This is a genomic window from Variovorax sp. GrIS 2.14, assembly GCF_046115955.1.
Classification (GTDB): Bacteria; Pseudomonadota; Gammaproteobacteria; order Burkholderiales; family Burkholderiaceae_C; genus Variovorax.
The window spans coordinates 262,859-277,211 of sequence record NZ_JBJXIA010000005.1; the positions used below are offsets into that span (position 1 = coordinate 262,859).

A 14,353-nucleotide genomic window follows, 5' to 3' on the forward strand; every position below is an offset into this window, starting at 1 on the left:
AGGGGCCTCCACGCTCATCCCTTGAGGACAGACTTGCCGATGATCAATTGCTGTACCTCGGTCGCGCCCTCGTAGATGCGCAACGACCGGATGTCGCGGTACAGACTCTCAACTTTCGTGCCCACTTTCACGCCGAGGCCGCCGTGCATCTGCAACGCCATGTCGATCACGCGGCTCGCGTTTTCGGTAGCGCACATCTTGGCCATGGCGGCGGCTGCAGAAACGTCGCCGACAGCCGATGCGCCGCGTTGTTCGGCGTCGTCGCGCATCCACGCGGCGCGGTAGGTGAGCAGGGCGGCGCTGTCGATCAGCGCTGCCATCTCGCCGAGCTTGGCTTGCGTCAGTTGAAAGTCTGCCAGCGTCTGGCCGAACATTTTTCGATGCTGGGCATGGTGCACCGCTTCGGCCAGGGCGCGCCGCCCCATGCCAAGTGCGGCCGCTGCGACGGACGCGCGAAAGATATCGAGCGTACGCATGGCCAGCTTGAAGCCGCCGTTCAGGTCGCCCAACTGTGCCTCGCGAGGCACGCGGCAATCTTCGAAGCGAAGTGTGGCCAGCGGATGCGGCGCCATCACTTCGATGTGCTCGGAAGAGTCGAGGCCAGAGAGCGTCGCATCGACGATGAACGCCGTGATGCCCCGCGTGCCGGCGGTCGGCTCTGTCTTTGCGAAAACGCAGTAGAAGTCGGCGATGCCGCCGTTGCTGATCCAGGTCTTTTCGCCGTCGAGTCGCCAGCCATCGACAGTAGCGGTTGCTCGCATGGCCATTGCTCCGACGTCCGAACCAGCTTCGGGCTCGCTCAGCGCAAACGCGGCGATCTTGCGACCGCTAGCGACCGCGGTCAGGTACTCGGCGTGATGTGCGTGCGTGCCAGCCAATGTGATGGCGCCGCTGCCCAGGCCCTGCATCGCAAACGCGAAGTCGGCAAGCGGCGAATGGAAAGCCAGTGTCTCGCGCAGCAACACGAGCGCGCGCGAATCCAGTCGCTCCAATGCACCGCCCGAGGTCGCGGGCACGCAGTAACGCAGCCACCCGCCATCGCCCAGCTTGCGCACCCACTCACGGCAGGCTGCGCGGTCATCTCGCTCGTCCACACGCTGTGCCGCAGACCATGGCAAAAGGTCGTTCGCTAGAGCACGGTGCTCATTGCCAAAAAAAGGCAACGCAAGGTGTGCGGTCGAAGGTGGTGCTGGAGGCGAGGCGAAGGCTGACATGAACGCTCAATCCCCTTGAAACACGGGCTTGCGCTTGGCGGAGAACGCCTCGTACGCACGCTTGAAGTCTTCGGTCTGCATGCAGATCGCTTGCGCCTGCGCTTCGGATTCGATCGCCTGATCGATGGTCATCGACCACTCCTGCGCGAGCATCGTCTTCGTCATGCCGTGCGCGAAGGTCGGGCCTTCAGCCAGATCGCGGGCAACTGCTGTTGCGGCTGCAAGCAGTGCATCGCTGTCATGCAGCGCGTTGAAAAATCCCCAGGCAAAACCTTCTTGCGCCGTCATTGCGCGCCCAGTGAAGAGCAGCTCCGATGCACGACCCTGGCCGATCATGCGTGGCAACAGTGCGCAAGCGCCCATGTCGGCACCGGCCAGGCCCACGCGAGTGAACAGGAACGCGGTGCGCGTTGCGGGCGAGCCGTAGCGCAGGTCGCAGGCCAGCGCGACCATCGCGCCCGCGCCGGCGCAGATGCCGTCGATGGCGCCGATGATCGGCTGCGGACATTGCCGGATCGCCTTGACCAGGTCACCCGTCATTCGCGTGAACTCGAGCATTTCCGGCATCGTCATCGTGGTGAGCGGACCAATGATTTCGTGTACATCGCCACCCGAGCAGAAGTTGCCACCCGCACCTGTGACGACGATCGCCTTCACGTCGGTCGCGTAGTTCAGTGCGCGGAACAGGTCGCGAAGTTCGGCGTACGAGTCGAACGTGAGCGGGTTCTTGCGCTCGGGGCGGTTCAGCGTGATGGTGCCGACGCCGGCGTCATACGACCACGCAAAATGCCTGGCCATGTATCCGGCCTTCGCCTCGAATTGCGCGCGCATGGGGCTGCGCTCACCGATGTAATGTTTCATTTTTCGGCCTCTGCCAGCGGGCTGTTGGAATGTTGCTTCACCTTGCCGAGCAGGCGGTGAAGTTGCGTGATCTCTTTGCTGCTCAGTCCGCCGAAAGCCTCGACGATCCAGTGCTCATGCTGCTCGGCCATGTCGATGAAGGCCTTGCGTCCGCGCACGGTAAGACGCACGCGCCAGGCACGGCGGTCGCCGGCCACGTCGACGCGTTCGACCAGGCCTTCCGTGACCAGCTGGTCGGTGATGCCGGTCACGTTGCCGCCGGTCACCATCATGCGGCGCGACAGCTCGTTCATCTTCATGCCTTCGGGTGCACGCTCGAGCTGCGACATCAGGTCGAAGCGCGGCAGCGTCGTGGCAAAGCGTTCGCGCAGCCCGTTACGCACCTGCTTTTCGATCAACTGGGTGCAGGTCAGCATGCGCAGCCAGAGCCGCAACTCGTCGGGGTGTTCGCTGTGGGCGCGGGCTTCGAGGTCCATCTTTTTATTCCTCGGGCGGCAACGATTTCGAGGCCGCCGCGCTGGCTGCAGCAGCACTGGCGGCGGCCAGCATGTCTTTCTGCTTGGCGATCTCGCGGTACATCTGGTCGCGCCCGCTCAGGTATTGCTTCGGCCATTCGACCGCGCGGCTCTGCAACTTGGCCGCTTCGTGCAGCGTCCACGCCGGATCGGCCAGATGCGGTCGCGCCACCGCGCACAAGTCAGCACGGCCCGCGGCGATGATGCTGTTGGCCTGATCGGCATCGGTGATCGCACCCACTGCGATGGTGGCGATGCCGACCTCGTTGCGGATGCGATCGGAAAACGGTGTCTGGTACATGCGGCCATAGATGGGAGCCGCGGCGCGCGTGGTCTGGCCCGACGACACGTCGATGACATCGCAGCCCGCGGCCTTGAAGGCCCGCGCCATCGCGATGGCATCGTCATCGGTGTTGCCGCCAGGCGCCCAGTCGTGCGCCGAGATGCGCACGCTCATCGGTCGCTCTGCCGGCCATGCGGCGCGCATCGCGGCGAGGACTTCGAGCGGATAGCGAAGGCGATTATCCGTCGCGCCACCGTACTCGTCATCGCGCAGATTGGTCAGCGGGCTCAGGAATGCGGAGAGCAAATAGCCGTGTGCGCAATGCAGCTCGAGCCAGTCGAAGCCAGCCTCGGCCGTACGCCGCGTCGACGCCACGAACTGCTCGCGCATCAGGTCCATATCGGCGCGTGTCATCGCTGCCGGCAATTGATTCTGTTCGCCATAGGCCAGCGCACTGGCAGCCAGCAGCGGCCAGTTGCCGGCTTCGAGTGGCTCGTCGGTGCCTTCCCAGCCCACACGCGTCGAGCCCTTCGGGCCGCTGTGACCCAGCTGCATGCCGATCTTCGCGCTGCTCTGGCCGTGCACGAAGTCGACGATGCGCTTGAACGCAGCCGATTGCGCGTCGTTGTACAGACCGGTACAAGCCGGCGTGATGCGGCCTTCAGGCGTCGGGCTCGTCATCTCGACGAAGACCATCGCCGCGCCGCCAAGTGCACGTGCGCCAAGGTGCACAAGATGAAAGTCCATCGGCACGCCATCGACCGCGCTGTACATCGCCATCGGCGAGACGACGATGCGGTTCTTCAGCGTAAGGCCGCGCACAGTGAGCGGCATCAGCATCGGCGGGATCGCCTTCTTGCCACCGGCCAGCCATTGCTCGTAACCACCGAGCCAGGCGGCATCGCGCAGGCGCAGGTTTTCGTGGCTGATGCGCTGCGAGCGTGTCAGCAGCGAATACGCGAACTGCTCGACCTTCATGCCGGTGTAGCGGCCAACGTTCTCGAACCATTCCGTCGAGTTGCGCGCCGCATTCTGGATCTTCAGTACCTCGACGCTGCGGTGCGCTTCGTAGGCGGCAAGGACCTCGTCGATGTTTTCTTCGAGCGCAAATTCGTTCGCCAGATCGATGGCGTCTTCGAGCGCGAGCTTGGTGCCCGAGCCGATGGAAAAGTGCGCGGTGTGCGCCGCGTCGCCCATCAGCACGACCGGCACCGTCTTGCCGGCCACTTCGATGCGGTGCACCCAGTGCTTGCACACCACGCGCGGAAAGCGAATCCAGTTAGCGGAGCCACGCAGGTGCTGCGCATTGCTGATGAGCGCGTGGCCACCGAGGTACTTGGCGAAGAGCTTCTCGCAGAAAGCGATCGCCTCCGGTTGCTCCATTGCGTCGAGTCCGTGTGCCTTCCAGACCTCTTCGGGCGTCTCGACTATGAAGGTCGAGGTGTCGTCGTCGAACTGGTACGCGTGGGCTTGAAACCAGCCGTGCTCGGTCTGCTCGAAAGCAAAGGTAAAGGCGTCGAAGGTCTGATGCGTGCCGAGCCAAACGAAGCGGCATTTGCGCAGATCGACGTCGGGCTCGAAGGTCTCGGCGTAGCGTTGACGAATCCGGCTGTTCAGTCCGTCGCAGGCGATCACCAGGTCGGCGTCGTACTTCGCCGCCGCTGCCTGATCGTCGGCTGCATCGGTTTCGAACACGAGGTCGACGCCCAAAGCCAGGCACCGCTCTTGCAGGATGTTGAGCAGGTGCTTGCGCCCGATGCCGCAAAAGCCATGGCCGCCAGAGCGAACCGCTTCGCCTTTGAAGAAGACCTGGATATCGTCCCAGTGGTGGAACGAGTTGCCGATCAGCGTTGCGCTGGCATGGTCGGCGGCGTCGAGATTGGCGAGCGTCTGGTCGCTGAGCACCACGCCCCAGCCAAAGGTATCGAATGGCCGATTGCGCTCCAGCACCGTGATTTGCAGCGACGGCTGGCGTGCTTTCATGAGCAGTGCAAAGTAGAGCCCGGCGGGGCCACCGCCGATACAAAGGATGCTTTTTAGGCTGTTCATGGATGAATAGTTTAGGCATAAACATTCCTATGTCAATGAACATTGAGGCTCGCGCCACAAGCAGAAGACGCTGAAATTCACTAGGATATTTAGACCATGCAAAGCCTGATTCCCAAAATCGAGTCGCAGCTTGCGGCACTCTCTGTCCCGATCGCCTTGCAGTTGCCCGATGGCCGGAGGGTCTCCGCACCAGGCTCTCGCGTCACCTTGGCTTTCTCCGAATGGTCGGCCCTGGCCAAGCTCGCTGGCCGACAGATAGGCTCGATCGGAGAGGCTTATGTCGAAGGTAAAGTGCAGATCGAAGGCGCCATGCGAGACCTGTTCGACGCCGCGGTCGCGTTGGTGCCAAGCAACCCGATCGAAAAATCCGACACCAGCTGGTGGAGCCGCCTGCAGCGGCACGCCAAGTCGCGTGGCTCGCACTCGCTGCACAAAGACGCGAAGCAGATCGAATTTCACTACGACGTCTCCGACGACTTCTACGCACTCTGGCTCGACCCGCGCCGTGTGTATTCATGCGCTTACTACCGCACCGCAGACATGACACTGGCGCAGGCGCAAGAAGCCAAGCTCGACCACATCTGCAAGAAGCTGATGCTGCAGCCGGGTGAGCGCTTGCTGGACGTCGGCTCGGGCTGGGGTGGCTTGTTGCTTTGGGCTGCCGAGCACTACGGCGTCGACGCCACCGGCATCACGTTATCGAAAAACCAGCACGCGCACGTGCAGCAGCTCATCGAGGAAAAGGGCCTGCAGAGTCGTGTGCGCGTCGAGCTGCGCGACTACCGCACGCTCGACGAGACGCAGCCCTTCGACAAGATCTCGTCGATCGGCATGTTCGAGCATGTCGGCGCGGCCAACATGCCGACCTACTTCGAGAAGATCTATGCGTTGCTGAAGCCGGGCGGCCTGGTCATGAACCATGGGATCACTTCCGGCGGCCTCGACTACCAGCAACTGGGCGCCGGTATGGGCGACTTCATCGAGAAGTATATTTTCCCGGGTGGCGAGTTGCTGCATGTCACCCACGTGCTGCGCGACATGGCAGCGTCGGGGCTGGAGATGGTCGACACCGAAAACCTGCGGCCGCACTACGCGCGCACGCTCTGGGCATGGTCGGACTCGCTGGAGTCCAAGCTCGTTGAGGCCCGCGAAGTGCTTGAGCACACCAGCAATCGTGCCGGCAACGCAGAGCGCATCCTGCGCGCCTACCGCCTCTATCTGGCCGGCTCGGCCATGAGTTTCGAGCAAGGATGGATTTCGCTTCACCAGATGCTCGCTATCAAGCCGGACGGTAACGTGGCGACGGGACGTTTGCGCGGCGCGCAATCGGTGTACCCTTTCGCCCGTGATTACATCTACAAGTGAGTGAGACGACCATGCTTTATCGGTTCAAGTCCCGGGCCTCGCCCGATTTCGTGATGCTCGAAGTGCACGCGCGCCAGCTGTTCGAGGTCATCGGCAAAACGCCGTCGCCCAAGGGCGTCGTGACCGTCGAGCAAATTCCGGCGGCCATCGCCGCGCTTCAGGCGGCCATGACGACTGAGAGCGGCAATGCGCACAACAACGACAACTTTGCGGTCGAAGGCCATGCCGCCGATGCTGAAGCACAGCACGTCGGCCTGAGCCAACGCGCTTCGCCGTTGCTTCACATGCTGAAGGACTCGCTGGCTGACAACAAGGACGTGACCTGGGAGGTCTGATCAGTCCACCGTGGCGCCGCTGGTCTTCACGACCTTGGCCCATTTGACGTGCTCATTGGCGATCAGCGTGGTGAACGCTGCCGGCGTATCGCCGCTCGGGATCGCGCCTTGCAACTGCATCTTCTCTTTCATGGCAGGCGTGGCCAGCAACTTGGCCACTTCCTGCTGAATGCGATTGACGATGTCGGGCGACGTGCCCGCCGGGGCCAGCAGGCCGAACCACGAGCTGGCCTCGAAGCCCTTGAGCTGCGGGCCACCGACCTCTTCCACAGTCGGCACGTCGGGCAATGCGGACGAGCGCGTCGCGCTGGTCACGGCCAGCGCCTTCAACTTGCCGCCCTTGATCTGTTGCATCGACGAGGGCAGGTTATCGAACATCACATCGGCACTGCCGCCCACCATGTCCATCAACGCCGGACCCGAACCCCGGTAAGGGATGTGGATCATGTAAGTGCCGGTCATGCTCTTGAAAAGCTCGCCGGCCAAGTGGATCGAAGTGCCGCTGCCGCTCGATGCCATGTTGAGCTTGCCCGGATTGGCCTTGGCGTATTTGATGAAGTCGGCCACGCTGTTGATGTTCAGGGCCTTGGCTTTTTCGGCATTCATTTCCATCACGTTAGGGACCGCGGCGACCAGCGTGATCGGCGCGAAATCCTTGATCGGGTCGAACGGCAGCTTGGGGTAGAGCGCCCGGTTGATGCCGTGCGTTCCGACCGTGCCCATCAACAGCGTGTAGCCGTCGTTCGGTGCGCGCGCGACGATTTCGGCGCCGAGATTGCCGCCGGCGCCGGGGCGGTTGTCGACGATGAATTGCTGGCCGAATGCTTTGGAGAGTTCTGGCGCGACCGCGCGGGCCAGGATGTCGGTCGTGCCGCCGGCGGCGAACGGCACGACGATGCGAACCGGTTTGGTCGGCCAGGTGCTTTGGGCGAAGGCCGAGTGGGTGGACAGTGCAGCGGCTGCCAATGCGAGCGCAGACACGGCCAGCGCGGTGCGACGGGGGATCTTGGTGAATGAAGTCATGTGCTCATTTTTACAGGCGAAGCCGCTACAGGCTACCGTGGAGATGGCTTTGCTTCACGGGCTCGCGCGATGCGGCCCCGAAGCGTTTCTCGATGCGTTCAGCCCCTCAGGCGCCGCGCTCTGCCAGCGCGCGTGCCGCGGCCACGATCGCATCGGCGCTTACGCGCGACTGCGCTTCGAGCACCGCCGCATAGCCAACGGGAATGCGTGGCGCACCGAGCCGCGCGATCGTGCAACCGGTGGCCTCTGCCGCTGACGCTGCGATCTCGGCACCGAAGCCGGCCGCTCGTACCGCCTCGTGCACGACCAGCAAGCGCTTCGTTCGGGCACACGATGCGAGCACGGTGTCGCGATCCCACGGCCACAGCGTGCGCAGGTCGAGCAGATCGACCGTCACGCCTTGATCGGACAGCGCGTCGCACGCGGCGGCACAAGCCAGCAGCTGCTTGCCCCAGCTGACCATCGTCAGCGTGTCGCCGCTGCGCCGCCGCGCGGCCTGGCCGAGCGGCACCTCCAATGCAACGTCTACCGGGCCACGTGCGCCCCACAGCGCCTTGTGCTCGATGTAGACCACCGGGTCGCCGCATTGCAGCGCCGCGCGCAGCAGGCTGTAGTTGTCTTGCGGTGTCGACGGGCTCACCACGACCACGCCGGGCAGGTGCGTGAACCAGGCTTCGAGCGACTGCGAGTGCTGTGCGGCAGACGCATCCCAGATGCCGCCCGGCATGCGCGCCACGAGCGGCACGCGCCCTTGGCCGCCGAACATGAAGCGGTTCTTGGCTGCCTGGTTGACCAGTTCGTCCATGCCGCACAGCGCGAAGTCGACCACGCGCATTTCGACCACCGGCCGCAAGCCCGCGAGCGCCATGCCGACGCCGGCGCCCATGATGGCGGCCTCGCTGATCGGCGTGTCGATCACGCGGTCGGGTCCGAAGCGCTGCTGCAGTCCCCGGTACTGGCCGAAGATGCCGCCGCGGCCGACGTCTTCGCCGATCACGACGACGTTGGCATCGGCTTCCATTTCATGCTGCACCGCGAGCGCGGCGGCTTCGGCGTAGCTGAGTTCGATCAATGCCATTGGCCGGCTCCGATGGTCTGGATGTCGGTGTAGGCGGCGCTAGGCTCGGGCCACGGCGCAGCGTCGGCGGCAGCGAGAGCGGCTTCGACTTCGGCATGCGCCTCGGCATCGATGCCGTCCAGCGCAGAGGCGGTGATGCCCGCCTTCAGGCATTGCGCGCGCGCATTGGAGATCGGGTCGGTCTCGAGTGCCGCCGCCAGTTCGGCAGGGTCGCGATAGGCCGCAGGGTCGACCGACACGTGGCCTTTGACGCGGTAGGTGAGCGCGTGCAGCAGGCGCGGCCCGCCGCCGCTTCGCACTTCGGCGACGAGCCTCGCGGCCGCCGCATGCACCGCGAACACATCGTTGCCATCGACCTGCGTGGCAGCGATGTCCATCGATTGCGCACGCGCTGATGCGCCATCACCTGCGGTCATCGGACCGCTCGCGGTGGTGGCGCTCCATCGGTTGTCTTCGCAGACGAACAGTACCGGCAAGCCGTAGACGCGCGCCCAGTTGAGCGACTCCAGAAAGGGTCCGCGGTTGATCGCGCCATCGCCGAAAAAACAAACTGTGATGGCATCGCGCTTCTGCAGTTTTTGCGCGTGCGCCGCGCCGACAGCGATGGGCAGGCCCGCCGCCACCACGCCGTTGGCGCCGAGCATGCCGACCGAGAAATCGGCGATGTGCATCGAGCCGCCTTTGCCGCCGTTGAAGCCGGTCGCCTTGCCGAACAGCTCGCACATCATTCGCGTCAGGTCGGCGCCTTTGGCCAGCGTGTGGCCGTGGCCGCGGTGCGTCGAGGTGAGGTAGTCGGCATTGTTCAGGTGCGCGCAGACGCCCGCCGGCACCGCCTCCTGGCCGGTCGACAAGTGCAGCGGGCCGCGCACCTTGACAAGGCCCGCCGCCTCTTGACCATAAGCGCTCACGCCCCCCTGGCTGGCGATCTCCGCCGCGTTCTCGAAAGCGCGAATGCGCACCATCGTGCGATAGAGCGCACGTCGTTTGTCGTCTGACACCAGCAAATCCATATCGGCTCCAGCGCAGAACCGCCTGCGCAAGCCGGCAGATCGTATCGACCGTGACGCGTGGTCGTGAGCGGGCTTACCCGGCTGACGTGTTGGTGGTAGGGACGACGCCGTCGGTCTGCGACCACCGATGCAGCCGCCGATACAGCATGCCGCGCGATACCTTCAACTGGCGTGCAGCCTGCGCGATGTTGCCGCCGTGCGCGGCGAGCGCGTCTTCGATCAGCTTGCGGCTATGGCCGCGCAACGTGTCAGCTTCTGAAGGTGATACGGTTGCAGGAATGTCTGGCGTGTCGGCCGGCGTCGTTGTCGAAGCGGCTGTCTCTGCAACTTCAATGACCTGGATCGCGCGTCCGGCGTCGGCGATCCGTGCCGCTCGCAGAGGCGTCGCATGCCTGAAGTCGATGCCGTCGCGCCCTTGCCACGTTGCCTGCAGCCAGACCGACAAGCCGCTTGTCAGCCGCACCGGTTGCGGCCCTTTGCTGCGCCCGAGCCGAAGCAACGCGCGCAGGTCGAGTCCGAATAATCGCTCGACATCGCCCGGACCACTCTCATCGCAATGCCGCGATTAAATCAGGCCCGCACCGGCGGTGTTCATCCATGCCACCGTGCCATCCGTCGCGATACCGGCCAGCCCTTCGAGCGGCGTGCCGAAGAGCGAGGGGCTGGCCTGAAAGCGCAGCACCAGATGGTCGTGCGACTGCGCCTGCAGCAGCCGGTTCTCGATGGTGGTGGCGAAGAGCGCGACCATCGACGCCGCATCGAAACCGAAGCGCCGCGATTCGGCGGTGACGTCGAGCACGCCGGCAAGATGGCCATGCACATCGCGGATCGGTGCGGCGGCGCATTGCATCGTGCTGAGGCAGTCGTAGTAGTGCTCGGCACCGTTCACCGTGCAGGCCTGGCCGGTGGCGGCCACGATGCCCGGCGCGCTGGTGCCGATCACGCTCTCGGCGATGTTGATGCCGACGCGCGCGGTCTGTCGCAGGATGGGTTGCTGCGCGGCCGCATCGTGTTGTGTCGCATGCACGATCACGCCTTGCGCGTCGGCCAACAGCACGCGGCAATCGGTGCCGGCGAGGGCGCTTTCCATGCTGTGCAAGTCGATCTGCGCGGCCGCCAGCAACTCGCGGTTGCGGCCGAGCGTGGCGTGCAGGCGGCTCGGCGTGACGGCATCGAACACCACTGCGCGGCGCGTGTTTTCATGCGCGCGGTTGCAGCGCATCCACGACTGGATCACCGCCTCGCCGACCAGGCCCGAGGGCCGCACGCCTTCTTCGAAAAACTGCCGGCGCGCCAATGCGGTCCGCTCTGCGGCCGTGTTTGCGAAGAGTTGCCAGGGCGCTCGCGTGGTGCGGGTGGTCGTCAAGGACATGTCCGAATGTGTTCCGCAATGGAACAGTCGTGCTTCAGGGAATTCCCGAAGATGAACAAAGGCGCCGTGCGCGCGATCCTCTGAGTCACAACGACAGGAGACATCACGATGAAGATCCCCCATGCCGTGCGCATGCTCGGCGCGCTGCTGTGCCTGGCCGGCGCTGCCGCCACAGCGCAGAACAAACCACCGACCAAACCGCCGTCGAAGGTCGACGCGGCCTTCATGCGCGCCAATGCCGCCAAGACGCCCGACTGGCCGAGCTACGGCCTCGACTACGCCGAGACGCGCTTCAGCAAGCTCGACCAGGTCAACGCCGGCAACGTGAAGGACCTGGGGCTGGTCTGGTCGTACGACCTGCAATCGACGCGCGGTGTCGAGGCCACGCCGCTGGTGGTCGATGGCGTCATGTACGTCACCGCGTCTTGGAGCGTAGTACACGCGATCGACGTGCGCACCGGCAAGGCGTTGTGGACTTACGACCCCAAGGTCGATAAGGCGAAAGGTTTCAAGGGCTGTTGCGATGTGGTGAATCGCGGCGTCGCGCTGTGGCAGGGCAAGGTCTACGTTGCGTCTTACGACGGTCGCCTCATCGCGCTCGATGCGGCAACGGGCAAGACCGTGTGGGAGAAGGACACTATCGTCGACCACAGCAAGTCGTACACCATCACCGGCGCGCCGCGCGTGTTCAAGGGCAAGGTCGTCATCGGCAACGGCGGCGCCGAGTACGGCGTGCGCGGCTACGTCACTGCGTACGACGCTGGCACCGGCGACCAGAAGTGGCGCTGGTTCATCGTGCCGGGCGATCCGTCGAAACCGTTCGAAGACGCATCGATGGCCAAGGCGGCCAAGACCTGGGACCCTTCGGGCGAATACTGGAAAGCGGGTGGCGGTGGCACCGCGTGGGATTCGATCACCTACGACCCCGAACTCAACCTCATGTACGTCGGCACTGGCAACGGCTCGCCGTGGTCGCACAAGGCGCGCAGTCCGGGTGGCGGCGACAACCTGTACCTGGCGTCGATCGTCGCGCTCAATCCGGACACCGGCAAGTACGTGTGGCACTACCAGGAAACGCCCGGCGACAACTGGGACTACACCTCGACGCAGCCGATGATCCTGGCCGACATCAAGATCGACAACAAGCCGCGCAAGGTGATCCTGCACGCGCCCAAGAACGGCTTCTTCTTCGTGCTCGACCGCACCAACGGCAAATTCATTTCAGCGAAGAATTTCACCGAAGTGAATTGGGCAACCGGCTACGGCAAGGACGGCCGGCCGATCGGCGTGGCCGCGGCGCGCGACGGCACCAAGCCCAACGATGCGATTCCCGGCCCTTTCGGTGCGCACAACTGGCAACCGATGTCGTTCAACCCGATGACCGGCCTGGCCTACCTGCCGTCGCAACACGTCCCGCTCAACCTGATGGACGACAAGGACTGGAAGTTCAATGAAAACGCCCCCGGCCGTCCGCATGCGGCACTGGGCTGGAACACCGCCAAGTTCGCTAATGTGGAGCCACCGACCAGCAAGCCGAGCGGGCGTCTGGTGGCCTGGGACCCGGTCGCGCAGAAGGAGGTGTGGGGCGTCGAGCACGTCTCGCCATGGAACGGCGGCACGCTGACGACGGCAGGCAACCTTGTCTTTCAGGGCACGGCCGACGGGCGAATGGTCGCCTACAACGCAAAGACCGGCGATAAGCTCTGGGAAACACCGACCGGCACCGGGATCGTCGCCGCACCGTCGACCTACATGGTCGACGGCAAGCAGTACGTATCGATCGCGGTGGGATGGGGCGGTGTCTACGGCCTGGCGCAGCGCGCGACCGAGACCAACGGGCCGGGCACCGTCTACACCTTCGCGGCGGGCGGCAACGCGGCCAAGCCCGACTTCGTCCAGTACCGAATGGACAAGCTGGTGCAAGGCGTCAAGTACGACCCGGCCAACGTCACGGCCGGCACCTACCTGTACGTGAGCAACTGCGTGTTCTGCCACGGCGTGCCGGGCGTGGACCGCGGCGGCAACATTCCCAACCTCGGCTATATGAACTCGAGCTACATCGAAAACCTCGACAAGTTCGTCTTCCATGGCGCTGCCATGGAACGCGGCATGCCCGACTTCACCGGCAAGCTGACGATGGAAGACGTCGAGAAAATCAAGGCGTTCATTCAAGGCACGGCCGATGCCATCCGGCCGAAGTAGTTGGCGCACCCGGAGGGCGCGCGCAACACGCTAGTCGGCGTAAGCTCCGGCGGCCTTGATGATCGGGCCCCACTTGGCGATCTCGGCAGCCACGAACTTCTTGTGGTCTGCCGGCTCGACGCGCTTGTCGGCCATCACAACGGCGCCGAGGTCTTCTTCGCGCTTGATGAAAGCGGGGTCCTTGAGCGCGACTTTCAGTGCCTCGTTGATCTTTTTGGTCACTTCCGGCGGGGTGCCCTTGGGCGCATAGAGCCCGTGCCAGATGGTTACCTCGAAATCCTTGAGGCCCGACTCGGCGAGCGTCGGCAGGCCTTTGAGCGCCGGGGTCGTCAGGCGCTTGGGCGTGGTCACGGCATAGGCCTTGACGGTCTTTGCCGTGATCTGGCCGGTGGTGTTGGTGGTCTGGTCGCATAGCAGGTCGATCTGGCCGCCCATCAGGTCCGCGATGGCAGGCGCGGTGCCTTTGTAGGGCACCGGCGTCATCTCGACCTTCATCGCACTCTGGAACAAGAGGCCACAGAGTTGCGATGCGGCACCCAGTCCGGCGTTGCCGAGGTTGATCTTTCCCTTGTTCTGGCCGATCCAGGTTTGCAATTCCTGAAAGTTGTTGGCCGGCAGCTGGGGCTTGCCTATGAGCGTCATCGGCACCTCGTTGATCATGCCGAGGTACTCGAAGTCGGTCTCGACGTTGAACGGCAGCTTGCGGTAGAGCGCAGGCATCGTCGACATGCCGATGTGGTTGAGCAGCAGCGTGTAGCCGTCCGGGGTGGCCCGCGCCACCTTGGCGGTGCCGATGGAACTGCCCGCGCCGGCCACGTTGTCGACCACGATGTTGGTGCCGAGCGGCTTGGCAAGGGCTTCAGCCAGGTCACGCGCCACGCGATCGGTCGGGCCTCCGGCGGCAAACGGCACGACGATGGTCACCGTCCTTGCGTTCGGGTAGGTCTGGGCATGTGTGGCAACGACGGTCAGTGCCATTGCGGCGATCGCAAACAAGGTCTTCATGGGTGTCTCCCGGATGAAAAATGCCGATGGTATCGGCTGAC

Annotated in this window: 13 protein-coding genes; 3 read left to right on the forward strand and 10 right to left on the reverse strand. The window is 64.4% G+C overall.

The window, feature by feature from the left end:
• Positions 1-14 precede the first annotated feature (14 nt).
• Genes RCH10_RS11320 through RCH10_RS11335 form a run of 4 tightly spaced genes read right to left on the reverse strand, consistent with a single transcriptional unit; the run spans position 15 to position 4,922 of the window.
• Entirely contained in the window at positions 15-1,214 is a 1,200-nt protein-coding gene (locus RCH10_RS11320) for an acyl-CoA dehydrogenase family protein (RefSeq protein ID WP_409052414.1), read from the reverse strand.
• A gap of 6 nt (positions 1,215-1,220) precedes the next feature.
• A complete protein-coding gene (locus RCH10_RS11325; RefSeq protein ID WP_409052415.1) occupies positions 1,221-2,075 on the reverse strand; it encodes an enoyl-CoA hydratase family protein in 855 nt (284 codons plus the stop codon).
• Positions 2,072-2,551 (reverse strand): MarR family winged helix-turn-helix transcriptional regulator, encoded by a 480-nt coding sequence (locus RCH10_RS11330; protein WP_409052416.1) that lies wholly within the window; start codon positions 2,549-2,551, stop codon positions 2,072-2,074. Before RCH10_RS11330 ends, RCH10_RS11325 begins: the two co-directional genes overlap by 4 nt.
• A 4-nt stretch (positions 2,552-2,555) precedes the next feature.
• Positions 2,556-4,922, reverse strand: a complete 2,367-nt coding sequence (locus tag RCH10_RS11335; protein ID WP_409052417.1) for a bifunctional salicylyl-CoA 5-hydroxylase/oxidoreductase — start codon at positions 4,920-4,922, stop codon at positions 2,556-2,558.
• A gap of 96 nt (positions 4,923-5,018) precedes the next feature.
• Here RCH10_RS11335 and RCH10_RS11340 point away from each other — a divergent pair, with 96 nt between their 5' ends.
• Together RCH10_RS11340 and RCH10_RS11345 are read left to right on the forward strand one after the other, a co-directional pair.
• Positions 5,019-6,287, forward strand: coding sequence for a class I SAM-dependent methyltransferase (locus tag RCH10_RS11340; RefSeq protein WP_409052418.1), 1,269 nt, complete (start codon positions 5,019-5,021; stop codon positions 6,285-6,287).
• On the forward strand, positions 6,284-6,622 hold the full coding sequence (locus RCH10_RS11345; RefSeq protein WP_323497124.1) for a DUF1840 domain-containing protein: 339 nt from the start codon (positions 6,284-6,286) through the stop codon (positions 6,620-6,622). Before RCH10_RS11340 ends, RCH10_RS11345 begins: the two co-directional genes overlap by 4 nt.
• Here RCH10_RS11345 and RCH10_RS11350 read toward each other — a convergent pair whose 3' ends face one another.
• The 5 genes from RCH10_RS11350 to RCH10_RS11370 form a co-directional block, all read right to left on the reverse strand.
• Positions 6,623-7,645, reverse strand: a complete 1,023-nt coding sequence (locus RCH10_RS11350; protein ID WP_409052419.1) for a Bug family tripartite tricarboxylate transporter substrate binding protein — start codon at positions 7,643-7,645, stop codon at positions 6,623-6,625.
• 106 nt (positions 7,646-7,751) lie between these two features.
• Entirely contained in the window at positions 7,752-8,723 is a 972-nt protein-coding gene (locus RCH10_RS11355) for an alpha-ketoacid dehydrogenase subunit beta (protein WP_409052420.1), read from the reverse strand.
• The gene (locus RCH10_RS11360) at positions 8,714-9,733 is read right to left on the reverse strand and encodes a thiamine pyrophosphate-dependent dehydrogenase E1 component subunit alpha (RefSeq protein WP_409052421.1); all 1,020 of its coding nucleotides are present in this window, start codon (positions 9,731-9,733) and stop codon (positions 8,714-8,716) included. Before RCH10_RS11360 ends, RCH10_RS11355 begins: the two co-directional genes overlap by 10 nt.
• Before the next feature lie 73 nt (positions 9,734-9,806).
• Complete coding sequence (locus RCH10_RS11365; RefSeq protein ID WP_409052422.1) at positions 9,807-10,196, reverse strand: helix-turn-helix domain-containing protein; 390 nt, start codon at positions 10,194-10,196, stop codon at positions 9,807-9,809.
• Between the two features lie 102 nt (positions 10,197-10,298).
• Complete coding sequence (locus tag RCH10_RS11370; protein ID WP_409052423.1) at positions 10,299-11,105, reverse strand: GAF domain-containing protein; 807 nt, start codon at positions 11,103-11,105, stop codon at positions 10,299-10,301.
• A 108-nt stretch (positions 11,106-11,213) separates the two neighbouring features.
• On the opposite strand from RCH10_RS11370, the gene RCH10_RS11375 reads away from it, so the two are divergent.
• Complete coding sequence (locus RCH10_RS11375; RefSeq protein ID WP_409052424.1) at positions 11,214-13,307, forward strand: PQQ-dependent dehydrogenase, methanol/ethanol family; 2,094 nt, start codon at positions 11,214-11,216, stop codon at positions 13,305-13,307.
• A gap of 30 nt (positions 13,308-13,337) precedes the next feature.
• Here the strand turns inward: RCH10_RS11375 and RCH10_RS11380 are convergent, their stop codons facing one another.
• On the reverse strand, positions 13,338-14,312 hold the full coding sequence (locus RCH10_RS11380) for a tripartite tricarboxylate transporter substrate-binding protein (protein WP_409052425.1): 975 nt from the start codon (positions 14,310-14,312) through the stop codon (positions 13,338-13,340).
• Between the last annotated feature and the right edge of the window lie 41 nt (positions 14,313-14,353).